Below are 22,734 nucleotides of genomic sequence, written 5' to 3'. Positions count from 1 at the left end.
TCGAGACCCCGTGTGACCTGCGCGTCCGGGGCGGTCGTCGCCCGACGCACGGCTGGTGTTCATCGCCAGTTCACCCACCGCCACCGAGCAGGACACCCGTCCTCCCTACCGTCACGCTTGGCGGTCGTCGGCCGCCCGCACACCCCGGTAGTTCAGCGGAGAGGTACTCAGATCGTGAAGACCCAGCGTTTGGCCGTAGTTTCGAGCCTTGCCCTCACGGGCGTCCTCGCCCTCGCCGGATGCGGCGGCGGGAACTCCGGGTCGACCAACCCGGGCGGAGGCGGCGGTGAGACCCAGGCCGCGGAGAGCGGCGACGGCAACTGCTTCTCGGGCAACCTGACCGCCGAGGGCTCGTCGGCGCAGAAGAACGCCTTCGAGGAGGCGGTCAACCTGTACTCCGAGAACTGCCAGGACGCCAAGATCTCGTACAACCCGACCGGTTCGGGTGCGGGGATCAAGCAGTTCATCGCCGGTCAGGTCAACTTCGCCGGCTCCGACTCGGCGCTGAAGACCGAGGCGAAGGACGGCAAGATCGAGCAGCAGCAGGCCGACGCCGCCTGCGCCTCGCCCGCCTGGAACATCCCCATGGTCACCGGCCCCATCGCCATCGCCTACAACGTGCCGGGCGTCGAGAAGCTCACGCTCACGCCGGCGGTCACGGCCGACATCTTCACCGGCAAGGTCAAGACGTGGAACGACCCGGCCATCGCCAAGGTCAACGCGGGTGTCAACCTCCCCGCCACGCCGATCAAGCCGTTCTTCCGCTCCGACGAGTCGGGCACGACGGAGAACTTCACCAAGTACCTCGCGGCCGCCGCGCCCAAGAACTGGACCGCCGAGCCCGCCAAGAAGTGGTCCGGCAAGGGCCAGGGCGTCGAGAAGTCCGCGGGCGTCACGAACGGCGTGAAGGGCACCGAGGGTGGCATCACGTACACCGAGCTCTCGTACGCCAAGGACGCGGGCCTGAAGTACGCCCAGATCGACAACGGCGCGGGCCCGGTCGAGCTCACGGGTGAGTCGGTCGGCAAGGCCGTCGCCGCCGCGAAGCCGGCCGGCGAGGGCAACGACCTCAAGCTCAAGCTGGACTACGCCACGAAGGAGGCCGGCGCCTACCCGATCCTCCTCGTCACCTACGAGATCGTCTGCTCCACGTACAAGGACCAGGCGACCGGCACCAACGTGCGCAGCTTCCTCACGTCGTTCGCGTCGCAGGACACGCAGACGGCCATCGAGGAGATCGGCTACGCCCCGCTGCCCGCCGAGGTGCGCAGCAAGGTCGAGACGGCCATCGCCGCCATCAAGTGACCGGCGCCCGCCCGACCGGATCCCAGCAGTAGAGGACAACAGGACCCATGACCAGCGTGACCGGCGTCTCGGCGCCCGATCCCAGCCCCACGTCGTCCGTGGCCTCCCGGTCGACGGGACGCCTGGGTGACCGGGTGTTCTCCGGACTCTCCATCGGCGCCGGCACGCTGGTCGTCGTCCTCGTCCTGCTCATCGGACTCTTCCTCGTCACCCAGGCCGTGCCGGCCCTGCAACGCAACGAGGTCAACTTCCTCACGTCCTCCGAGTGGACGGTGAGCGGCGAGCACCCCCGCTTCGGCGTCGCCGGCCTGCTCTGGGTGACGGTGGTGTCGTCGATCATCGCGATGCTGCTCGCGGTGCCGGTCGGCGTCGCGGTGGCGCTTTTCCTCACGCAGTACGCCCCCACGTGGCTGGCCCGGCCCGCCGCCGGCACCATCGACCTGCTCGCGGCGGTCCCCTCGATCGTCTACGGCCTCTGGGGTCTGCGGCAGTTCGGACCGGTGCTCGTGCCGGTCCAGCAGTTCTTCGCCCAGTACTTCGGGTGGATCCCGATCTTCGCCCCGAACAACGGCCTCAGCGGCAACGTCTCGACGATCTTCGTCGTCGGGGTCGTGCTCGCGATCATGATCCTGCCGATCGTCACCGCCCTGTCGCGGGAGGTCTTCGCGCAGACCCCGAGGGCGCACATCGAGGGCGCCATGGCCCTCGGGGCCACGAAGTGGGAGACGATCCGCACGGCCGTCCTGCCCTTCGGCAAGCCCGGTGTCATCAGCGCCGCGATGCTCGGCCTGGGCCGCGCCCTCGGAGAGACGCTCGCGGTCACGATCATCCTCGCGACGCTCGCGCCCGGCACGCCCTGGGTGGCCAGTCTGTTCAACGGTGGCGAGACGTTCGCGTCGAAGATCGCCAACAACGCCGGCGAGTTCGACACCCCGCAGAAGACGGGCGCGTTCCTCGCCGCGGGCCTCGTCCTGTTCCTGTTGACCTTCGTCGTCAACGCCATCGCCCGTATCGTCATCGAGCGCCGGAAGGCCTTCAGCGAATGAGCGCCAGCACGCCCAAGCAGGGCCGACCCGACGCCGCCGCGGAGGACGTCCGGACCCTCGAGGCCACCCCCTCCTGCTCCGCGACCCGCGTCGTCGAGCGGGACGCCGAACCGGCCGGTCCGGCCGGCAACCCCCGGAACGAGGGCGCGAGCGGCCACAAGTCGGGCGGCCGCGCCGCCGCCGACGTCGCGGCGCGGATCATCATGTGGGGCGCGTTCGTCCTCGCGGTCATCCCGCTCGTGTGGATCCTGTGGTCGGTCGTCTCCAACGGTCTCGAGCTCGTCGGCTCGCCGCGCTGGTGGTCCGACGACGCGGCCGGCACGAGCGCCCGCCGCCCGGGCGGGGGCGCGCTGCACGCCATCGTCGGCACCCTCGAGATGGCGGCCGTCACGGCCCTCATCGCCGTCCCGATCGGTGTCCTCACCGCGGTCTACCTCGTGGAGTACGGCCGGGGCCGCCTCGCCCGACTCGTCAGCTTCATGGTCGACATCCTCACGGGGGTGCCGTCGATCGTCGCCGGTCTGTTCATCTACGCCTTCTGGGTGACCACCCTGGGAGGCCAGCGCATCCCGTTCGCCGCGACGCTCTCGCTCGTGCTGCTCATGATCCCCGTCGTCGTCCGGTCGACGGAGGAGATGCTCAAGCTCGTGCCCAACGAGTTGCGCGAGGCGTCCTTCGCGCTCGGTGTCCCCAAGTGGAAGACGATCGTGCAGGTGGTCCTGCCGACCGCGTTCTCCGGGATCGTCACGGGCATCCTGCTGGGCCTGGCCCGCGTCATGGGCGAGACGGCGCCGCTGATCATCCTCGCGCCGTACACGAAGTATCTGCAGGGGGACCTGTTCGCCAACCTCATGGCCACCCTGCCGACGATGATCAACGACAACCGTACCGAGGTCACGCAGGCCGCCATCGACCGCGCGTGGGCCGCCTCGCTCACCCTCATCCTCATCATCCTCGCCTTCAACCTGGTCGGCCGGCTCATCGCCCGCACGAGCAAGGTCAAGGCCTGAGCACGCCGCCCCGCACACCGAAGGAAACGACGACCTCCATGGCCAAGCGCATCGACGTCCAGGACCTCGACATCTACTACGGCAAGTTCAAGGCCGTCGAGGGCGTGTCCATGCGGATCGAACCCCGCTCCGTGACCGCCTTCATCGGCCCCTCCGGCTGCGGGAAGTCGACCGTCCTGCGCACCCTCAACCGCATGCACGAGGTGATCCCCGGCGCGTCCGTCGACGGCCAGGTGCTGCTCGACGACAAGGACCTCTACGCCAAGGACATGGACCCGGTCGCCGTGCGCCGGACCATCGGCATGGTGTTCCAGCGGCCCAACCCGTTCCCGACGATGTCGATCTTCGACAACGTCGCCGCGGGTCTGCGCCTCAACGGCGTGAAGAACCGCAAGGTGCTCTCCGAGACGGTGGAGCGCTCCCTCAAGGGCGCGAACCTGTGGAACGAGGTCAAGGACCGCCTCGACAAGCCGGGTGCGGGCCTCTCCGGCGGCCAGCAGCAGCGCCTGTGCATCGCCCGCGCGATCGCGGTGTCCCCCGAGGTGCTCCTCATGGACGAGCCCTGCTCGGCGCTCGACCCCATCTCGACCCTGGCGATCGAGGACCTGATCCACGAGATCAAGGAGAAGTACACGATCGTCATCGTCACGCACAACATGCAGCAGGCGGCCCGCGTCTCCGACCGGACGGCCTTCTTCAACCTCGCGGCGACCGGCAAGCCCGGGAAGCTCATCGAGATCGACGACACGCAGAAGATGTTCAACCGGCCGTCGGAGAAGGCGACCGAGGACTACATCTCGGGCCGCTTCGGCTGATCGCCGGCTCCCGACACGGCACGGCCCCGGGCGCGACGATGGTCGCCCCCGGGGCTTTGCTGTGCCTGCTGCCGGCCGATTGAGCAAACGAGCGGATCCGGTCCGGCCGACCGCCCTCCGTCGCTACCCTGGAGTAGAACGACCGACCAGGTCGATCGACCGTCGATCGGATCCCCCCGCGCCACCGGACGGCTCGGAGGTCGATCTCGATCTCGTCCCGCGAGGAGGCTGCATGCGCAGGTGGCCGCGACCGTGGGCCCGGAAGGCCCGCCCTGACGTCGTCGAAGAGCTGCCCCGCCCTCTGGTGGAGCGCGGCTCGTTCGCCCACGGCGTGTGTATCTCCTGCGGCTGGGAGGGCCCGGGGCGCCGCGCCCGCTCCGCCGCCCTCACCGATGCCGAGCTGCACGGTATGGCCGGCTGCCCGCCGGCCGCCCTGCCCGAGTCCGTCCCGGCGGTCCCGGCCGTCGACGCGCCGTCCTCGCAGCCCGAGCGCGTCTGAGACAACCGGGTCGGTCAGGTCCGTCCCGGCTCACGACGCAGCAACGCCCGGTGGAGGACCTCCACCGGGCGTTCGTGCGTGCGCCGGACCGGGAGCGCCTCACGGCGCACGGCCGCTCGTGGCGGCGTATTTCGGGACCCGGGGCTACCGCGGCCCGGCGCACATCCCGTTCCAACCGACGAGCCGCCCGTGATGTTCCCGACGGGGCGTCGAGTTCGACGAATTCCTCGATGATCCCCGGCGGGGTCAGTCCGAGGCCGGCGCGTGCCGCTCGACCGCCACGACGCGCGGCTCGGCTCCGCCGACGACGTGGGAGACGAGGATCTCGCCCTTCTCGAGGTTGCCGATCACGGCCTCGTCGAGCGCGACCCGCACCTGGCCCTCGGCTCGCGCGGCGAGCGCGGCGAGGAGGTCGGGCAGCACCGGGCCGTGCGAGCACAGCGCCACCGTCCGGTCGCGGACGATCTCCCGCTCGAGCGTCGCCACGGCCCGCTTGGCCGACGCCGCGTGCCCCTCCTCGGACAGGTGCTTCGTCGTGACGAACTTCGCGCCCGAGCGCTTCGCGTAGGGCTTGACGGTGTCGACGCAGCGCACCGACGTCGAGCTGACGATCCGGTCGAACCGGTAGGCCCCGAGGACGGCGACGAGGTCGGCGGCCTCACCCGTGCCGCGGGCGTCGAGCGGCCGCCGCCAGTCGGGCTTCTTCCACTTCTTGCGGGGGCGGGCCTTCGCGTGGCGCACGACACCGAACGGGCGCGTGTCGAGCGCGCCGACGCCGAAGGCGGCCTCGAGGGCGTCGAGCTGCTCGGCGTCGTCGTCGCGGCTGAGCCGGCGCCGGGCCTCGTCGGGCGCGCACCACGCGACGTCGTCGACCTCGTGCTCGAGGACGCCGTCGCCGCCGACGACGGTCGCCGCCCAGTAGCGCACGACCTTCGGGCGCCCGCTCACGTCGTAGCGCGAGGTGGGCAGCGCCACGCCCAGCCGGACGTGCAGGCCGGTCTCTTCCACCGTCTCGCGGGCGGCGGCGACGCTCCAGTGCTCGCCCTCCTCGAGCTTGCCCTTGGGCCACGACCAGTCGTCGTAGCGGGGCCGGTGGATGAGGGCGACCTCGAGCGTCCCGTCGCGTAGGCGCCACGGCAGCGTCCCCGCAGCCTCGACGACCTCGAGCGAACCCGACCCGGTCACCGCTGACGGCTCCGGCGCCGGCGGGAGTGCTCGGCGATGAGCGCGCTCTGCATGTCGACGAGCGGCTCGCCGTCGGGCCCCTTGTGGTGGCGCGTCCAGCGGCCGTCGCCGTCGAGGTGGAAGCTCGACGTCTCGTCGCTCATCCCGCGCCGCAGCAGCGAGGTCAGGTCGTCGAGGTGGCGCGGGTCGGTGATGCGCACGAGCGTCTCGACGCGGCGGTCGAGGTTGCGGTGCATCATGTCGGCGCTGCCGATGTAGACGCCGTTGCCGCCCTCGGGGCCGAAGACGAAGACGCGGGAGTGCTCGAGGAAGCGTCCGAGGATCGAGCGGACCCGGATGTTCTCGGAGAGCCCGGGCACGCCCGGCCGGAGCGCGCAGATGCCGCGGACGAGGATGTCGACGTACACGCCCGCCTGGGAGGCGCGGTAGAGCGCGTCGATGAGGGCCTCGTCGACCATCGAGTTGACCTTGATGCCGACGTAGCCCGGCCGCCCGGCCTCGGCCTCCGCGATCTCGTGGTCGATGCGCTCGAGCAGGCCGGAGCGGACCGTGCGGGGGGCCACGAGCAGCCGCTTGAACTTGCTCCGCGGTGCCCACCCCGAGAGCTGGTTGAAGAGCTTCGTCAGGTCCTCGCCGACCTTCGGGTCGCACGTGAACAGGCCGAAGTCCTCGTACAGGCGGGCCGTCTTGGGGTGATAGTTGCCGGTGCCGACGTGGCAGTAGCGGCGCAGCCCGTCGGCCTCCTGGCGCACGACGAGGGACAGCTTGCAGTGGGTCTTCAGGCCGACGACGCCGTAGACGACGTGGACGCCCGCGTGCTCGAGCTTGCGGGCCCACTCGATGTTGTTCTGCTCGTCGAACCGCGCCTTGATCTCGACGACGGCGAGGACCTGCTTGCCGGCCTCGGCCGCGTCGATGAGGGCGTCGATGATCGGGGAGTCGCCGCTCGTGCGGTACAGGGTCTGCTTGATCGCGAGGACCTTCGGGTCGGCGGCGGCCTGCTCGATGAACGCCTGCACCGACGTCGAGAACGAGTCGTAGGGGTGCTGGACGAGCACGTCCTTGGCCCGGACGGCCGAGAGGATGTTCGCCGCCTTCGAACTCTCGACCCGGGCGAGGTCGGGGTGGGTGCGCGGGACGAACGGCGGGTACTTCAGCTCGGTCCGGTCGAGGTCGGCGACGGAGTTGAGGCCGCGCAGGTCGAGCGGAGCCGACAGGCGGATGACCTCGCGCGGGTTGACGGCGAGCTCGCGCGCGAGCAGCTCGAGGACGTGATCGGTCACCTCGGCGTCGACCTCGAGGCGCACGGGCGGGCCGAAGCGGCGCCGCGTCAGCTCCTTCTCGAGGGCCGTGAGGAGATTCTCCGCGTCGTCCTCTTCCACCTCGAGGTCCTCGTTGCGCGTGACCCGGAAGGTGAAGTGCTCCCGCACCGTCATCCCCGGGAAGAGCTGGTCGAGGTGGGAGGCGATGACCTCCTCGAGGGGCACGAACCGCGCGGCGTAGAGGTCGTCGCCGTTCTCGACCCGCACGAAGCGGGGGAGCAGCGGCGGCACCTTGACCCGCGCGAAGTGCTCGGTGCCCGTCTTGGGGTTGTCGAGGACGACCGCGAGGTTGAGCGAGAGCCCCGAGATGTACGGGAACGGGTGGCTCGGGTCGACGGCGAGCGGGGTGAGGACCGGGAACACCTGGTCGGTGAACCACGTGCCGAGGCGGTCGCGCTCGTCGTCGGAGAGGTCCTCCCACGAGACGACGGAGATGTCCTCCTCGGCGAGGGCGGGCCGGACCTGGTGCTCGAACACGGCGGCGTGCTTGCGCATGAGCTCCTCGGCGACCGAGTGGATCGCCTCGAGGACCTCGCGGGGCTCGAGGCCCGACGCCGAGCGCACGGCGAGCCCGGTGGCGATGCGCCGCTTGAGGCCGGCCACCCGGACCATGAAGAACTCGTCGAGGTTGCTCGCGAAGATGGCGAGGAACCTCGCCCGCTCGAGCAGCGGCATGGTGTCGTCCTCGGCGAGCTGCAGGACGCGCTCGTTGAACTGCAGCCAGGAGATCTCGCGGTCGAGGAACCGGTCGGGCGAGAAGGTGTCGCCGGAGCCGTCGGCATCGTCCTCGTCGAGCCGCACGAAGCGGCCGTTCGAGCTCCGCGGCCGCGTCGACACGGTGGCCGCCACCGTGACGGGGGCAGCGTCCTGGGCGGAGGCGGCGTCGGGGGTGTCGGCGGCGGACTGCGCGGCATCGGCGGGCGTCGTCATGGGGTCCATGGTGTCACCGTCGGGGTCGTCGATGGGCGGCGCGTCCGGCCCACGAGGTCGCCGCGAGCCCTGGCGCTCGGACGGCCGTCGAACGCGTCCTCAGCCCAGTTGCACGTCGAGGGCGACGCGCTCGAAGCCCTGGCGCCGGTACGTGGCGATCGCGGCGGCGTTGTCGCCGTCGACGTAGAGGTCGACCTCGGGAACGCCCCGCGACCGCAGGTGGGCGAGGCCGGCCCGGGTCACCGCGCCGCCCAGCCCCGACCCCTGGTAGGCCGGGTCCACGCCGACGACGTAGACCTCGCCGAGACCCTCCTCGATCTTGGTCCAGTGGAACGCGGCGAGGCGGGGGGCGCGTTCGTCGCGGACGTCCTCCACGAGGAGGAATCCGGCGGGGTCGAACCACGGCTGCTCGGTGCGGGCGCGCAGGTCGGCGGGGCCCAGGCGGCCCTGCTCCGGGTGGTCGGCGAACGCCGCGGCGTTGACGGCGAGCCACGCCTCGCCGTACGCCGGGGTGAACGTGCGGAGACGGAACCCCTCGGGGAGGGGGACGTCGGCCGGGTCGTCGCCGACCGTCGCGGCGAGGTCCGCCGCGGTGACGGACATGCGCCACAGCTCGCGCCGCACGCTCAGTCGGTGGGCCGCGGCGAACGCGCGGGCCGGATCGAGGAACCCGTGGGCCCAGAACAGCGGTGGCGCCTCGGCCGCGGCCCGGACCCCGGCCAGGAGGGCGGAGCCGGAGCCGCGGCGCCGGGCCCCCGGCGCGACGACGATCTCGGCCGCGGGCGCGTCACCGGCCGGGTCGTCAAGGGCGGCGTACCCGCGCAGCTCGCCGTCGACGACGTCGACCAGATGGAGCCATCCGGTGTCGGCGGTACGTGGCCGAGTGTCGGCCGAGGGGTCGGCCGAGGGGTCGGACGAGGGGGAGTCGGGGGCCAGGCGCAGCCGTGCCTGCTCCGACAGCGCTCCCACCCCGTCCTGTGCGGAGGCTTCCGCCGCGAGGGCGAGCGCGGCCCGGGCCAGGGCGGGGGTCAGGGCGGGGGAGGTGGAGACGGCCATGCCCCATCACAGCACGGCGCGCCGACCCTGCGACCTCGCGCCCCGGCGCCCACCCGGCACCCGCCCCCGGGCGGGACGAGCGATCAGGCGGTGTCGCCGGTCGCGTGGTCGCCGGCGTCCGGGACGAACCGGTACCCGACGTTGCGGACGGTCCCGATGAGGGCCTCGTTGTCGCGGCCCAGCTTGGCGCGCAGCCGACGCACGTGGACGTCGACGGTCCGCGTGCCGCCGAAGTAGTCGTACCCCCACACCTCCTGGAGGAGCTGGGCGCGCGTGAACACCCGGCCCGGATGCCGGGCGAGGTGCTTGAGCAGCTCGAACTCCTTGTAGGTGAGGTCGAGCGACCGGCCGCGGAACCGGGCCGTGTACGCGTCCTCGTCGATCTGGAGGTCGCCGGTGTCGAGGGGCCCCGCCTCGGGCGCCGCGCCGAGCAGGGACCGCGCGCGACCGGTGGCGACCCGCAACCGCGCCTCGACCTCGGCGGGGCCGGCGGTGTCGAGGACGACGTCGGCCACGGGCCACTCCGCGCTCAGCGCGGTGAGCCCGCCCTCGGTGAGCACGACGAGGACGGGGGCGCTCAGGCCCGTCGTGTCGAGCAGGCGGCACAGCGTCCGGGCCTGCGCGAGCTCACGCCGGGCGTCGACGAGGACGGCGTCCACGTGGTCGTCGTCGAGCAGGGCGGACGCGTCGGCGGGCACGACGCGCACGTGGTGGGCCAGCAGTCCCAGCGCCGGGAGGACCTCGGCGCTCAGAGCGAGCGCATCGGTCATGAGCACGAGGGAGGCCACACCAGACAGGTTAGTCGGGCCCCGCCCGACTCCCTCGTTGGCGTGGCCGGGGCCGACCTGAGAGGGTGTCGTGCGTGACCGCCGACCCGCCCGCCACGCCGATCCCGCTCACCGTGCGGTACTTCGCCGCCGCGGCGGCCGCGGCCGGCGTGGAGCAGGAGACGCGGCCCCCCGGTCGAGTCGGCGACGTCCTGGCGGGGGCCTGCGACGCCCACCCCGGCCTCGAGACGGTCGCCGCGGTCTCGACGTTCCTCCTCGACGGTCTTGCCGTCGACCGCGAGCACGACGCGCCCGCCGGCTCGACGCTCGACGTCCTGCCCCCGTTCGCGGGCGGCTGAGCCGTGCCGTCCCACGCCGCCACGCCCTCGGACGCCGCCGAACCCTCCGGGTCCGCCGGCGCGTCCGGGCCGAGCGGGGCCCGAGGCCGACGCGGGTCCGGCCGTCCCGCGGGGACGCCGGATCCATCGGGGCCGCGGCGCCCGTCGGGGTCGCCCCGCAGCGCGACGTCGCCGGCCGTCCACCCCCGCCCGCCGCTGCGGCCCCCCCGTCCGATCGTGCCGGCGGTGGCGGCCCTCGCGGCGGTCGCGCTCGCGCTCTCGACCGCCTGGACCCCCGCCCTCTTCGTCGTCGCCGGCGCGGGCATGCTCGGGCTCGCCGCGGGCTGGGTGCTGCTCCTCGGGCTGCCCAGCCCCCGCGGCACGACCGCGACCCTCGTGGGCGCCTCGGTCATCCTCCTCGCGTCGGGGCTGCTGTCGCGCGAGCTGCGCGAATCGGTGCTGCCGGGGGCGCTCGCGCTGGCGATGATCGTCGAGTTCGTCCACCAGCTCGCCCGCCGCGACGGACGCCCGCGCCTCGTCGAGTCCGTCTCGGGATCGATCACGGGCATCTCCGTCCTCACCTCGATCGCCTGTCTCCTGCTCATCCCCGACGATCCCGACGGCGTCGCCGCGACCGCGACGGTCATGGCCGCCGTCGTCGCGGGCTGCCTCGGCGACGTCGCGCGCGTGGTCGGATTCGCCGATCGCACGTCGGCGTTCATCGCGCTCGCGGCCGGGGGCGTCGCGGCCCTCGGGGCGGGGCTGGCGCTCTCGCTCGACCTCGGCTGGTGGGTGCTGCTGTTCGCCGGCGTCCTCACCGGGGGTGCGAGTCACGGGGTGCGCCAGGCGCAGTCGATCCTGCCCACGCTCGCCCGCCGCCGGGCCCGCATCGCCAGCGGCCTCGCGTCGGTGCTCTCGGTGGGGGTCGTCGCCTACGCCCTGGCCTGGCTGTCCCTCGGCCCTGAGATGATGGCCGCGATCACCCGCTGACCCGCATCCGCTTCGCCGGGCGGCGTCACCGCAGACGAGGGAGCCGACCGTGCCGTTCGAGATCGACCCGACCATGGACCACCGCCTGGCCCCCCTGGCCTGGCTCATCGGCTCCTGGGAGGGCGCCGGGGTCGTGGGCTACCCCGACACGGAGTCCGAGAACTTCGGCCAGGAGCTCGACATCACCCACGACGGTGGGCCCTTCCTCGAGGTGAGCAGCCGCGCCTGGGTGCTCGACGAGTCGGGCGCCAAGGTGCGCCCCCTCGCCCGCGAGGTGGGTTTCTGGCGCGTGCTCGACAGCGGCGAGATCGAGCTGCTCGTCGCCCACCCGACCGGCATCCTCGAGATGTACGTGGGCCGCCGCGACGCCGATCGGCCCGTCGTCCAGCTCGCCACCGACGGCGTCATGCGCTCCCCGGAGGCGCGGCGCTACGACGCGGCCGAGCGCATGTACGGCCTCGTCGACGGTCAGCTCATGTGGGTCCTCGACATGGCCGCCGAGGGCCACCCCATGCAGAGCCACATGTCCGCCCAGCTCAAGCGCGTCGGCTGACCGCTCGCGTCGGCGACCCGGCTCCCGCCTCCAGCTCCCGGCCCGAGCCGGCCGCGCGGGCGTGCGTAGGGTGGTGACGTGGAGAGCGAGCCGACGGGCGGGTACGTGTCGGAGCTGCTGAGGCGGCCGGGAGCCGTGGCGGCGTCGGGGATCGACGCCGGCGTGGCCGCCCATTACGGCGATCCGCACCGCGAGCAGCGCCTCCTCGAGGAGGGGCTCGCGGTCGTCGACCTCTCCCACCGGGGCGTCGTCACCGTCACGGGTCCCGACCGGCTCAGCTGGCTGCACTCGCTGACGACGCAGCACCTGACCGGTCTGGCGCCGCGGACGTCGGTCGAGTCGCTCGTCCTCTCACCGAAGGGGCACGTCGAGCACGACCTGCACCTCGTCGACGACGGGGAGACGACCTGGATCACGGTCGAGCCGACGACCGCCCCCGACCTCGTGGCCTGGCTCGACAAGATGCGGTTCATGCTCCGCGTCGAGGTGGCCGACCGCTCCGACGCCTACGCGGTCGTCGGCGAACCCACCGGCGCCGAGGGGCTGCCGGGCGAGCCGGTGACGTGGTGCGATCCCTGGCCGGGCCTGTTCGGCGACACCGCCGCGTACGCCGGCGCCGACCCCCACCCGGGCGCCGACCGTCCCTGGCGCGAGATGATCGTCGAGCGGGACGCGCTCGCCGCCACCGTCGGCGACCGGCCCCTCGCCGGGACGTGGGCCGCGGAGGCCGTGCGCGTCCAGGCCTGGCGGCCCCGCCTCCTCGTCGAGACCGACCACCGCACGATCCCGCACGAGCTCGACTGGCTCCGCACCGCCGTCCACCTGCACAAGGGCTGCTACCGCGGGCAGGAGACCGTCGCGCGGGTCCACAACCTCGGGCGCCCGCCCCGCCGCCTCGTCTTCCTCCACCTCGACGGCTCCGGGCACGTCCTGCCCGACCCCGGCGCCGAGCTGTCGTTCGGCGGCCGGGTCGTCGGCCGCCTGACGACGGTGGTGCGCCACCACGAGGACGGGCCCGTCGCGCTCGGCGTCGTCAAGCGGAACACGCCCGTCGACGCCACCTTGGAGGCCGGGACCGTCACGGCGGCGCAGACGGTGATCGTCACCCCCTGACCGGTGCCGACCGGGCGGCGCAGCCGACCTCGGGCAGCCGACCTCGGGCAGCCGGCCGCCCGCAGTGCTAGCCCTGGTTAGCGTGCGCTTGCATGTGCTCGCACGTCCGCGCACACTGGCGATGTGCCCAAGCTGACCCCGAACCTGCCCGGCGTCTCCGACCTCGGCGCGTACCTGCGCGAGCAGCGCGAGAACGCCCAGCTCTCGGTGCGCCAGCTCTCGCGGGCCGCGGGCATCTCCAACCCCTACCTCAGCCAGATCGAGCGGGGCCTGCGGCGGCCGAGCGCCGAGATCCTGTCCTCGCTGGCCAAGGGCCTCGAGATCTCCGCCGAGACGCTGTACGTGCGCGCGGGTCTGCTCGACGACAGCACCCAGGCCCAGAGCGTCGACGCGCGAGCCGCCCTCGTGCTCGAACGCCGGCTCACGGCGCGTCAGCGGCGGATCCTGCTCGACCTCTTCGACTCGTTCGTCGCGGCCGACGACCCGGTCGGCTTCGACGGGCCCGAACCCGACGCCCGCCCCCACCTTCGGTCGGTCGACACGCACGACCCCGTCATCGATCCGGCCCCCCACCCGGCGCCGCCGGCGGGGTCGACCACCGCCTGACCGTCCATCCGACGTCGACCCGAGGACACCACCCATGACGCTCGCCAAGAAGTTCCGCGACGACCTCATCGGTCTCACGCCCCTGTTCGCCGTGGTCGGGGCCACCGACCTCGCCGCCGCCAAGCTCCGCGAGCTGGGCGCAGACCGGCCGCGTGGCACGGAGGTCGAGGGCGAGCCCGAGCGCCGTGGGGTCACCCACGACGTCGAGCTGCTCGTCCGCGGCGCCCGCCGCGTCCCCGGCTTCGCCATCGAGCAGGCCGTCAACCGCGTGACCCTGACCCAGACGGCGTACGAGGACCTGGCCGGCCGCGGTCGCCGCCTCGCCGGCCGCGCCCGCGCGGAGGGCGAGCAGGGCGCCGAGGCGGGGCAGGAGCGCGCAGCCGAGGCCGTGCGCACGGCCGGCCGGCGCGTCGACGCGACCCGCCGCCGCGCCCGCACCGTCTTCGACCGCACCCGCGAGGGCGTCGCCACGACCGCGTCCACCGCCGCCGCGACCGGCCGGCGTGAGGCCGGCGAGGTCGTCGACGCCGTCGAGCACGGTTCCCGCCCCCGCCGCGGCCGCGTGGGTGTCACGGAGCCCCAGGCCCCGCACACCCCGCCGCGCCGCCGCCGCACGAGCGCGGCGGCCCGCACGGCGGCGCCCGCCCCCATCCGTCCCGCCGTCGTCGAGCCCGACCCGAGCGGCGCGCCCTCGCCCGCCGGCGGGGGCATCGAGTCGGCCGCGGCCACGCCGCGCCTCGCGGGCCGTCCGAGCACCCGGCGGAGGCCCACCCGCGACGTCCCCGAGGTCGCGAGCCCCGCGGGTGACGCCGCGGCGGCCACCCCGGTGCGTCGACGCCGCCGGGCCACAGCCTCGGCCACGCCGGGCGAGCAGCCCGACCTCGTGTCCGTGACCCCCGACGTCGGCTCGGTCACGCCGTCGAGCACTCCGGCCCCCGCCGCCACCCCGGCCCCGGCGCCGACCGCGACGGCGGCCGCGACCCCGACGACCACTCCGGCCGCCGCGCCCGCCTCGGGCCTCGGTGCCGGGTCCGCCGGGGGCGCCGGCCCCTCCGCCGTCGGCGCGCCGACGACGACTCCGCGCCGACGCCGCCGCCCGACCACCACGGCCGCGGCGACGACGAACGCCGCTGTCTCCGAGGGCGCGGGGGACGCGGGCCCGGCCCGGGCGGTGCCGACGACGCCCGCGGCGCCCTCGACGTCTGCGGTGCCCACGACGACGCCGGCGCCGTCGAGCGCGGCGGACGGCACGCCCCCGGCGACGCGCCCGGCCCCCCGCCGCCGGACCCGGCCCACCTCGGCCGCCGCGGACCGCCCGATCCCCTCGCCCGCGGACAGCCCCCTCGACCCCGAGGCCTGACCCGGCCGCCCGACCGGACCCGACCGAGCGGACCCGTCCGCTCGTGACGACGAGGCGCTCGGGCCGGGTGGCCCGGCGCCTCGCCGACCGGCCGACGGCGCGGTCCCGGGCCCGCTCTGGCGCCTCGCCGGGTCGCCGGAGCGAGCGGACGCGGCGGGCTCCCAGCTCGCCCCCGTACCCTGGAGCGCATGGAGATCTTTGGCGACCTGCAGCGGGTGCTGCTCCTCGCGCTCGGGGTCGCGGCCCTCGCCCTCGAGATGTACGCCCTGGTCGACGCGCTGCGCTACCCCAAGGAGGCGTACCCGGCGGCGGGCAAGCTGACGAAGGCCGGGTGGGTGGGCATCCTGGCCGTCGCGACCGCGGTCGGTGTCGTCACCGTCGGCTACGTCATGGGCTTCGGGGTGCTCGGGGTCGTCGCGGCCGGCGTGTACCTCGCCGACGTGCGACCCGCGCTGCGCGCCATCTCGCCGCGTCGCCGGGGCCGCCGCGGCGCCTCGGGGTCGGGGCCGTACGGCTCCTGGTGATCTCGGGCCCCGTCGAGTACCGGACCGTCGGCTCGGGCCGGCCGAGCACCGTCGTCGCCCACGGGCTGGGCGAGTCCATCGAGACCACCCGCCCGTTCGCCTCGGGGCTGCGGGGGCGGCGCACGTTCCTGCACTTCCGCGGCCACGGGGGTTTCCGCGCGACCGCGCCCGTGGACGCGACGGGGGCAGCGGCGGCGACCGGCGATGCCGAGCACGCCGCCGACCCCTGGACGTACGAAGGGCTCGCCGACGACCTCGAGGGGGTCGCCGACCGCGTCGATGCGACGCGCGCGATCGGGGTCAGCCTGGGGACGGGAGCCATCCTCGCCCTGCTCGCGCGGCGGCCCGACGCGTTCGAGGCCGCCGTCCTGCTGCTCCCGGCCGCCCTCGCCCGGCCCCGGCAGGGCGCCGGGGTCGCCCGGTTCGCCGCCATGGCCGACCTCGTCGACGCCGGCAGGGTCGACGACCTCGCCGCTCTGCTCGTCGACGAGCAGGCCGATCTCGGGGCCGACCCCGCCCGCGACGACGTCCGGGCCTGGGCCCGCCGCCGGGCCGAGGCGATGACCGCCGCCGGCCTCGCGCCGGCGCTGCGGGCGATGCCCGGGCGGGCACCGCTGCCGCACCCGGCCCATCGGGCACTGGCCCGGGTCAGCGCCCGGTGCCTCGTCGTCGGCGCCGAGGGCGACGACGTCCACCCGGCGTCCGTCGCGGCCGACCTCGCGGACGCGCTGCCGGACGCCCGGCTCGAGATCCTGCCCCCGGGCGGGCTCGTGTGGGCCCACCGCGACCGCCTCCGGCACCTCGTCACCGACGCGTTGCGGGCGTGAACCGCCCGCCGGATCACGGGGCGACGGCCGACCAGGCGACGGTCAGCTCGCCCTGACGCCACCGCCGCGGTTCGCGCGCGATCGGCCAGCGCGCCGTCGCGTCGGCGACGGCGGAGAGGAAGCGCTGGCGACGGCCGAACGACGCCGCCGGCGCGGCCCGGGCCCACGCGCCGTCGAGGTCGGCGAGGAAGGCATGGATCGCCTCCCCGGGCACGTTGTGGTGGATGAGCGCCTTGGGCAGGCGTTCCGCGAGGTCGGACGGGGTCTCGAGGTGCCGCAGGCTCATCGCGAGGGTGAGGGTGACCGGGCCGCGACGGTCGAGGCACACCCACGTCGCGCGGCGGCCGAGCTCGTCGCACGTGCCGTCGACGGCGATCCCCTCGGGGTCGAGCCGAGCCGCGAGCCGCTCCCAGGCACCGGCGACCTCCGCCTCGTCGTACTGGCGCAGGACGTTGAAGGCCCGGACGACGCGGGCGTGAGCACCGCCCGGCAGCGGGACCTCGAACCCGCCGACGGCGAACCGCAGCCCCTCTCGCTCGTGGGGCCGGGCCACCCGCACCCGCTCCGGGTCGATCTCGAGTCCGACGACCTCGACGTCGCCGGCCACCCGGCGCAGGCGGCGGTGCAGCTCGACCGCGGTGACGGGCGACGCACCGTAGCCGAGGTCGACGACGACCGGCGGGCGCGCGCCCCCGCGCAACCGGAAGGCCTGGGGCCCGGCGAGCCACCGGTCCACCTTGCGGAGGCGGTTGGGATTGGTCGTCCCCCGCGTCACGGTCCCCACCGGTCGTGTCACCGCCACCCCAGCAGGGTAGGCGGGCGATGCGCGCGGCCGGGCGGCGCCCGGACGGGCCTGGTCGCGAGACGCCCACGCGCGTGGGCGAAGATGGCGCGGGCGGGCACGAAGCCGCCAGGACGGAGGAGCGGATGGGCACCGACCCGCGACGCGTCGCGATGATCTCGCTGCACACCTCGCCGCTCGACACCCCCGGTTCGGGCGATGCGGGCGGGCTCAACGTCTACGTGCGCCAGAGCGCCGACCGACTCGCGAGGCTCGGGGTCGAGGTCGACGTCTTCACCCGCGCCCGAGCCGCCACCGATCCTGTCGTCGTCGGTCTCGCTCCGGGCGTCCGCGTGCACCACGTCGCCTCCGGGCCGTTCGAGGGGCTCGTCAAGGACGACCTCCCGGCCGAGATCTGCTCCTTCGCGGCCGGTCTCGCGCGGGCGATGGCCGCCCGCCCCGAGGGCTTCTACGACGTCGTCCACTCCCACTACTGGCTCTCGGGGCGGGTCGCGATGATCGCGTCCCGGCGGTGGGGCCTGCCCTTCGTGCACACCATGCACACGATGGCCCGGGTCAAGAACCGCGGCCTCGCCGGCGGCGACCGGGCCGAGCCGCCGGCCCGCGAGCGGGGCGAGGCGCAGATCGTCGCCGTCGCCGACGCCCTCGTGGCCAACACCGAGCTCGAGGCCGGCGACTTGGTGCGCCTCTACGGCGCCCGTCCCGAGCGGGTCCGGGTCGTGCCGCCCGGCGTCGACCTCGACGCGTTCGAGCCGCCGGGGGCCGACGGCGGCGACGAACGCGCCCGCACCCGCGCCGAGGTGGGGCTGGCGGCCGACGACCTTGTCGTCCTCTTCGTCGGCCGCATCCAGCTGCTCAAGGGGCCGGACGTGCTGCTCCGCGCGATCGCGGTGGCCCGGGAGCGGGCCGCGGCCACGCATCCCGACGTCGCGCGCCGGTTGCGGGTCGTCGTCCTCGGCGGGCCCAGCGGAGAGGAGACCGCCACGCCCGGTCGGCTCGCGGACCTCGCGGCCGACCTCGGGCTGACCGAGGTCGTCCGGTTCGTCGACCCCGTGCCGCAGCCCCGCCTCGCCCGCTGGTACCGCGCCGCGGACCTCGTCGCCGTCCCCTCGCACAACGAGTCGTTCGGTCTCGTCGCGATCGAGGCGCAGGCGTGCGGCACGCCCGTGGTCGCGGCCGACGTCGGCGGCCTGCGGACCGCGGTCGGCGGCGGGGTGCTCGTCGACGGCCACGACCCGGGGGACTGGGCCGACGCCCTGCTCGCCCTGCTCGCCGACCCCGGACGCCGCGCGCGGCTCGGCCGGGCCGCCCGCGCCCACGCCCTCGAGTTCGGGTGGTCGCGGACGGCGGGGCGGCTCGTCGACGTCTACCGTGAGGCCATGGAGAACCGCGCACACCCCGCATCCGGCGCCGGCCGGGGCCGATCCGGATCCGGCCCGTCGCCGGAGCGTCCGCGATGAGCGCCGGGCCCGACCGCGAGGAGGTCGTCGAGCGCCTGCTGGCGTTCGCGCGCTCGGCCGAGCTCGACGCGGAGCGCGGCAGCCGCGGCGGCGAGGTCGTGCTCGTCCTCCCCGGGGAGAAGAAGCTGCGCACCGTGCTGTCGCTCGTCGTGGGGGAGCGGGACGTGTCCGCGTCGGCGTTCGTCGTCCGCAACCCCGACGAGAACCACGCCGAGGTCTACCGTTTCCTCCTGCGCCGCAACCTGCGGACGCCGGGGCTCGCGTACGCGATCGACGCCGCCGGAGACGTCTACGTCGTGGGCCGCCTGCCGATCGCCGCGCTCGACGACGACCCGCTCGACCGCCTTCTCGGAGTCGTGCTCGACGCCGCCGACTCGTGCTTCAACGACCTGCTGGCCCTCGGTTTCCTCACCTCGATCCGGCGGGAGTGGGCCTGGCGGACTTCGCGCGGGGAGTCCCGGCGCAACCTCGAGGCATTCGCCCACCTCATGGAGGAACAGGGCGATTCGCAGGGCGAGGGGGGTCCTCCTAGGGTGGAGGCATGACCTACACCCTCGTGCTCCTCCGCCACGGCGAGAGCGAGTGGAACGCCAAGAACCTGTTCACCGGCTGGGTCGACGTGGGCCTGTCCGACAAGGGTCGCGAGGAGGCCGCGCGCGGCGGCAAGCTGCTCGCCGACGCCGGCGTGCTGCCCGACGTGCTGCACACCTCGCTCCTGCGCCGGGCCATCACCACCGCGAACCTCGCGCTCGACGCCGCCGACCGCCTGTGGATCCCCGTGACCCGGTCGTGGCGGCTCAACGAACGGCACTACGGCGCGCTCCAGGGCAAGAACAAGAAGGAGATCCGCGACGAGTACGGCGAGGAGCAGTTCATGCAATGGCGTCGCTCCTACGACGTCCCGCCGCCGCCCCTGCCCGCCGACGACGAGTGGAGCCAGGCGGGCGACCCGCGGTACGCCGACATCGACGGCACGGCGCCCGACACCGAGTGCCTGAAGGACGTCGTCACCCGCATGCTCCCCTACTGGGAGAGCTCGATCGTCCCCGACCTGCGCGCCGGCAAGGTCGTCTGCGTGGCCGCCCACGGGAACAGCCTGCGCGCGCTCGTCAAGCACCTCGACGGGATCTCGGACGAGGACATCGCCGGGCTCAACATCCCGACCGGCATCCCGCTCGTCTACCGCCTCGACGAGGACATGTCGCCGACCGTCCCCGGCGGCGAGTACCTCGACCCCGAGGCGGCCAAGGACGCGATCGCCGCGGTCGCGGGACAGGGCCGCTGAGGCGGTCCGAGCAGCTCAGGCACGTCACGACGAACACGAGGCCGGGACCCGACGGGTCCCGCCTCGTGTCGTGCGACCGCCGCGAGCGGGGGCCGCTCACGTGTCGAGCGTCGGTCAGGCCTGCTCCTCGGCGAGGATGCGGTGCTCCCACTCGCCGGTCACGAGGTAGACGACCTGGCGGGCCACGGAGACCGCGTGGTCCCCGAAGCGCTCGAAGTAGCGACTGAGCAGGGTGAGGTCCACCGACGTCTGGGTCGGGTGCGCCCAGGAGTCGGCGGCGAGCATCGTGAAGACGCTGCGGTGGAGCCGGTCCATGAAGTCGTCGTCGGCCTCGAGGGACTTAGCCGCGTCCACGTCCTTGGCCGCGATGATCGACCCGGCCTGCGAGATGAGGCGCACGGCGACCTGGCCCATGTCGGTGATGATGCCGCGGGCCTCGGCGGGCACCGCGGAGTCGGGGAAGCGCAGCCGCGTGACCTTCGCGACGTGCTCGGCGAGGTCGCCCATGCGCTCCAGGCTCGAGGCCATGTGCAGTGCCGTGACGACGATCCGCAGGTCGGTCGCGACCGGCTGCTGGCGGGCGATCAGCTCGACCGCGAGGTTGTCGATGTCGTTGCGGATGGCGTCGATCTGGTGGTCGGCGTCGATGACGCTCTCGGCGAGCTCGAGGTCGGCGTCGAGCAGCGAGGTGGTCGCCCGCGACATCGCTGACCCCGCGAGCCGCGTCATCTCGACGAGGCGGTCGGAGATGTTGTCGAGGTCCTCGTGGAACGCGTCGCGCATGGTGTCCTTCTCGGTCGAGCTCGGTCGAGCGCTGGGTGGGCGCCGCCCGGCGCCGAGGCGGGCCGGGCAGGCGTCACAGGTGGTCCGCGAGCCGCGGACCGAGTCGACCGTGTCAGGCGTCCGTGAACGCGGATGGCCTCCCAGGTGAACACTTCCCGACGCGGGCCCGCCCGGCCGCCGCGTGGACGTCCGCACCACCGGGCCGTCGTAGCCTTCGGGAGTGACTGTGTCGGTGCCGCTCCTGCTCGCGTCGCTGGTGGCCGGCGCCCTCGTCGGGTTCCTCGCGGCTTCGTGGGCGGCCGCCCGGCGGGGCCGCCCGGGCCACCTGGGTTCGCCCGCGTCGGCCGAGCCGGCCGGGTCGCCCGTCTCGCGCGGAGGCCACCGGATCGGCGGCGGCTCCGTGAACGGGGCTGCACCGTCGGGGGCCGCGTCGGCCGACCTCGGCATCGAGTCGCTGCTGCCGCTGCTCGCCTCCGCGGGAGTCGTGCTCGACCCGAGCGACGCGGTCGTCCACGCCAGCCCGGGGGCCCGGCGGCAGGGGCTCGTCCGCGGGCGGGAACTGGTCCACGCCCAGCTGCGGGAGCTCGCGCGGGCCGCGCGGCGCGACGAGGCGATCCACGAGGCGGAACTCGACCTCGCCCGGGGTCCGGTGGGTGAGGGCCGGCTCAGCGTCGCGGCGCGCGCGGCGCGCCTCTTCGACGGCGACGTGCTCCTGCTCGTCGAGGACCGGACGCGGGCGCGGCAGGTCGAACACGTCCGGCGCGACTTCGTCGCCAACGTCAGCCACGAGCTCAAGACCCCGGTCGGCGGGATCGCCCTCCTCGCCGAGGCCGTCCTCGACGCGAAGGACGACCCCGAGGCCGTCGACCGGTTCGCCCGGCGCATCGTCATCGAGAGCAACCGGCTCACCAAGCTTGTCAAGGAGATCGTCGACCTGTCGCGGCTGCAGGCGTCGGAATCCGTCACCGAGCCCGAGCTCGTCCGCGTCCGCGACGTGGCGCAGGACGCCCTGGAGATGACGAGCGCCCTCGCCGAGGGCCGCGACATCACCGTCGCCCTCGCCGTCGAGGGCGATCCGTGCGTCTACGGCGATCCCGCCCTGCTCCGGACCGCCGTGTCCAACCTGCTGTCCAACGCGGTCAACTACTCCCCGAACGACACCCGCGTCGCCGTCTCGGTCCGGCCGGTCGGCCAGACCGTCGAGATCGCGGTCGCCGACCAGGGCACCGGGATCAGCCGCGCCGACCAGGCCCGGGTCTTCGAGCGGTTCTACCGCGTCGACGCGGCCCGCTCGCGGGCCACGGGAGGAACCGGCCTCGGCCTCGCCATCGTCAAACACATCTGCACCAACCACGGGGGCGAGGTGACGCTGTGGAGCTCGCCCGGGCACGGGTCGACCTTCACGATCCGGATCCCCCTGGCCGGGGAGGACGCCCGGCCGACACCCGAACCCATGCTCGACCGAAAGGACGCACGATGACCCGGATCCTGGTCGTCGAGGACGAGGAATCGTTCTCCGACCCGCTGTCGTACCTGCTGCGCAAGGAGGGGTACGACGTCGCCGTCGCCGAGACGGGCCCCGACGCGCTCACCGAGTTCGAGCGATCCGGAGCCGACCTCGTGCTGCTGGACCTCATGCTCCCCGGCCTGTCGGGGGTCGACGTCTGCCGCACGATCCGACAGACGTCGATGGTGCCCGTCATCATGCTCACCGCCAAGGACGGGGAGATCGACAAGGTCGTCGGGCTCGAGATCGGCGCCGACGACTACGTGACCAAGCCGTACTCGACCCGCGAACTCCTCGCCCGCATCAAGGCCGTGCTCCGCCGGCAGGCCGAACCCGAGGCGCTCATGTCGAACGTCGTCGAGGCGGGACCGGTCCGCATGGACGTCGAGCGGCACGTGGTGACGATCGACGGGGCGACGGTGTCGCTGCCGCTCAAGGAGTTCGAGCTGCTCGAGATGCTGCTGCGCAACTCGGGGCGCGTCCTGACCCGCCTTCAGCTCATCGACCGGGTCTGGGGCAGCGACTACGTGGGCGACACGAAGACCCTCGACGTGCACGTCAAGCGCCTGCGGGCCAAGATCGAGCCCGACCCGTCGCACCCTCGCCACATCGTCACCGTGCGCGGGCTCGGCTACAAGTTCGAGACCTGAC

General features: G+C 74.0%; 24 protein-coding genes. 18 read left to right on the top strand and 6 right to left on the bottom strand.

The window, feature by feature from the left end:
* Positions 1-174: 174 nt before the first annotated feature.
* The 5 genes from pstS to ICW24_RS14200 all read left to right on the top strand — a co-directional run bounded on the left by pstS (position 175) and on the right by ICW24_RS14200 (position 4,675).
* Positions 175-1,305: a phosphate ABC transporter substrate-binding protein PstS gene (pstS, locus tag ICW24_RS14220; RefSeq protein WP_226346378.1), complete on the top strand. Its 1,131-nt coding sequence runs from the start codon at positions 175-177 to the stop codon at positions 1,303-1,305.
* Between the two features lie 47 nt (positions 1,306-1,352).
* Positions 1,353-2,351 (top strand): phosphate ABC transporter permease subunit PstC, encoded by a 999-nt coding sequence (gene pstC / locus ICW24_RS14215; protein ID WP_226346377.1) that lies wholly within the window; start codon positions 1,353-1,355, stop codon positions 2,349-2,351.
* Positions 2,348-3,361: a phosphate ABC transporter permease PstA gene (pstA, locus tag ICW24_RS14210; protein WP_226346376.1), complete on the top strand. Its 1,014-nt coding sequence runs from the start codon at positions 2,348-2,350 to the stop codon at positions 3,359-3,361. Before pstC ends, pstA begins: the two co-directional genes overlap by 4 nt.
* A 38-nt stretch (positions 3,362-3,399) precedes the next feature.
* A complete protein-coding gene (pstB, locus tag ICW24_RS14205) occupies positions 3,400-4,176 on the top strand; it encodes a phosphate ABC transporter ATP-binding protein PstB (RefSeq protein WP_226346375.1) in 777 nt (258 codons plus the stop codon).
* A 232-nt stretch (positions 4,177-4,408) separates the two neighbouring features.
* Entirely contained in the window at positions 4,409-4,675 is a 267-nt protein-coding gene (locus ICW24_RS14200; RefSeq protein ID WP_226346374.1) for a hypothetical protein, read from the top strand.
* Positions 4,676-4,921: 246 nt separating this feature from the next.
* On the opposite strand, the gene ICW24_RS14195 is transcribed toward ICW24_RS14200, so the two are convergent.
* The 4 genes from ICW24_RS14195 to ICW24_RS14180 all read right to left on the bottom strand — a co-directional run bounded on the left by ICW24_RS14195 (position 4,922) and on the right by ICW24_RS14180 (position 9,956).
* On the bottom strand, positions 4,922-5,860 hold the full coding sequence (locus tag ICW24_RS14195) for an NUDIX hydrolase (RefSeq protein ID WP_226346373.1): 939 nt from the start codon (positions 5,858-5,860) through the stop codon (positions 4,922-4,924).
* Positions 5,857-8,121: an RNA degradosome polyphosphate kinase gene (locus tag ICW24_RS14190; RefSeq protein ID WP_226346372.1), complete on the bottom strand. Its 2,265-nt coding sequence runs from the start codon at positions 8,119-8,121 to the stop codon at positions 5,857-5,859. Before ICW24_RS14190 ends, ICW24_RS14195 begins: the two co-directional genes overlap by 4 nt.
* Before the next feature lie 90 nt (positions 8,122-8,211).
* Positions 8,212-9,168: a mycothiol synthase gene (gene mshD, locus ICW24_RS14185; protein ID WP_226346371.1), complete on the bottom strand. Its 957-nt coding sequence runs from the start codon at positions 9,166-9,168 to the stop codon at positions 8,212-8,214.
* 83 nt (positions 9,169-9,251) lie between these two features.
* Positions 9,252-9,956, bottom strand: a complete 705-nt coding sequence (locus ICW24_RS14180; protein ID WP_226346370.1) for a winged helix-turn-helix transcriptional regulator — start codon at positions 9,954-9,956, stop codon at positions 9,252-9,254.
* Positions 9,957-10,030: 74 nt separating this feature from the next.
* Between ICW24_RS14180 and ICW24_RS14175 the strand changes: the two genes are divergently transcribed.
* The 8 genes from ICW24_RS14175 to ICW24_RS14140 all read left to right on the top strand — a co-directional run bounded on the left by ICW24_RS14175 (position 10,031) and on the right by ICW24_RS14140 (position 16,246).
* Positions 10,031-10,294: a MoaD/ThiS family protein gene (locus ICW24_RS14175; RefSeq protein WP_226346369.1), complete on the top strand. Its 264-nt coding sequence runs from the start codon at positions 10,031-10,033 to the stop codon at positions 10,292-10,294.
* A gap of 225 nt (positions 10,295-10,519) precedes the next feature.
* The gene (locus tag ICW24_RS14170; protein ID WP_226346368.1) at positions 10,520-11,263 is read left to right on the top strand and encodes a hypothetical protein; all 744 of its coding nucleotides are present in this window, start codon (positions 10,520-10,522) and stop codon (positions 11,261-11,263) included.
* Between the two features lie 49 nt (positions 11,264-11,312).
* Entirely contained in the window at positions 11,313-11,816 is a 504-nt protein-coding gene (locus ICW24_RS14165) for a heme-binding beta-barrel domain-containing protein (RefSeq protein ID WP_226346367.1), read from the top strand.
* A 78-nt stretch (positions 11,817-11,894) separates the two neighbouring features.
* Entirely contained in the window at positions 11,895-12,929 is a 1,035-nt protein-coding gene (gene ygfZ / locus ICW24_RS14160; protein WP_226346366.1) for a CAF17-like 4Fe-4S cluster assembly/insertion protein YgfZ, read from the top strand.
* A 123-nt stretch (positions 12,930-13,052) separates the two neighbouring features.
* Positions 13,053-13,535 (top strand): helix-turn-helix domain-containing protein, encoded by a 483-nt coding sequence (locus ICW24_RS14155; RefSeq protein WP_226346365.1) that lies wholly within the window; start codon positions 13,053-13,055, stop codon positions 13,533-13,535.
* Positions 13,536-13,569: 34 nt separating this feature from the next.
* Complete coding sequence (locus tag ICW24_RS14150; protein ID WP_226346364.1) at positions 13,570-14,895, top strand: hypothetical protein; 1,326 nt, start codon at positions 13,570-13,572, stop codon at positions 14,893-14,895.
* A 188-nt stretch (positions 14,896-15,083) separates the two neighbouring features.
* Positions 15,084-15,419, top strand: a complete 336-nt coding sequence (locus ICW24_RS14145; RefSeq protein ID WP_226346363.1) for a DUF2516 family protein — start codon at positions 15,084-15,086, stop codon at positions 15,417-15,419.
* Positions 15,416-16,246, top strand: a complete 831-nt coding sequence (locus ICW24_RS14140) for an alpha/beta fold hydrolase (protein ID WP_226346362.1) — start codon at positions 15,416-15,418, stop codon at positions 16,244-16,246. The genes ICW24_RS14145 and ICW24_RS14140 overlap by 4 nt, the downstream gene beginning before the upstream one ends.
* A gap of 13 nt (positions 16,247-16,259) precedes the next feature.
* Here ICW24_RS14140 and ICW24_RS14135 read toward each other — a convergent pair whose 3' ends face one another.
* Positions 16,260-17,042: a class I SAM-dependent methyltransferase gene (locus ICW24_RS14135; protein ID WP_372360764.1), complete on the bottom strand. Its 783-nt coding sequence runs from the start codon at positions 17,040-17,042 to the stop codon at positions 16,260-16,262.
* A gap of 131 nt (positions 17,043-17,173) precedes the next feature.
* Between ICW24_RS14135 and mshA the strand changes: the two genes are divergently transcribed.
* Genes mshA through ICW24_RS14120 form a run of 3 tightly spaced genes read left to right on the top strand, consistent with a single transcriptional unit; the run spans position 17,174 to position 19,793 of the window.
* Positions 17,174-18,508, top strand: a complete 1,335-nt coding sequence (mshA, locus tag ICW24_RS14130) for a D-inositol-3-phosphate glycosyltransferase (RefSeq protein WP_226346360.1) — start codon at positions 17,174-17,176, stop codon at positions 18,506-18,508.
* Positions 18,505-19,053 (top strand): type III secretion system chaperone family protein, encoded by a 549-nt coding sequence (locus ICW24_RS14125; protein WP_226346359.1) that lies wholly within the window; start codon positions 18,505-18,507, stop codon positions 19,051-19,053. Before mshA ends, ICW24_RS14125 begins: the two co-directional genes overlap by 4 nt.
* Entirely contained in the window at positions 19,050-19,793 is a 744-nt protein-coding gene (locus ICW24_RS14120) for a phosphoglyceromutase (protein WP_226346358.1), read from the top strand. The genes ICW24_RS14125 and ICW24_RS14120 overlap by 4 nt, the downstream gene beginning before the upstream one ends.
* A gap of 114 nt (positions 19,794-19,907) precedes the next feature.
* On the opposite strand, the gene phoU is transcribed toward ICW24_RS14120, so the two are convergent.
* Positions 19,908-20,576, bottom strand: a complete 669-nt coding sequence (gene phoU, locus ICW24_RS14115; protein WP_226346357.1) for a phosphate signaling complex protein PhoU — start codon at positions 20,574-20,576, stop codon at positions 19,908-19,910.
* Positions 20,577-20,796: 220 nt separating this feature from the next.
* On the opposite strand from phoU, the gene ICW24_RS14110 reads away from it, so the two are divergent.
* Complete coding sequence (locus ICW24_RS14110) at positions 20,797-22,056, top strand: sensor histidine kinase (RefSeq protein WP_226346356.1); 1,260 nt, start codon at positions 20,797-20,799, stop codon at positions 22,054-22,056.
* Complete coding sequence (locus tag ICW24_RS14105; RefSeq protein ID WP_226346355.1) at positions 22,053-22,733, top strand: winged helix-turn-helix domain-containing protein; 681 nt, start codon at positions 22,053-22,055, stop codon at positions 22,731-22,733. Before ICW24_RS14110 ends, ICW24_RS14105 begins: the two co-directional genes overlap by 4 nt.
* Position 22,734: the final 1 nt, after the last annotated feature.

Origin of the sequence: Agilicoccus flavus, from assembly GCF_014857905.1 — a bacterium.
In the GTDB taxonomy this organism is placed as follows: domain Bacteria; phylum Actinomycetota; class Actinomycetes; order Actinomycetales; family Dermatophilaceae; genus Agilicoccus; species Agilicoccus flavus.
This window is presented reverse-complemented; position numbering and strand designations above follow the sequence as displayed.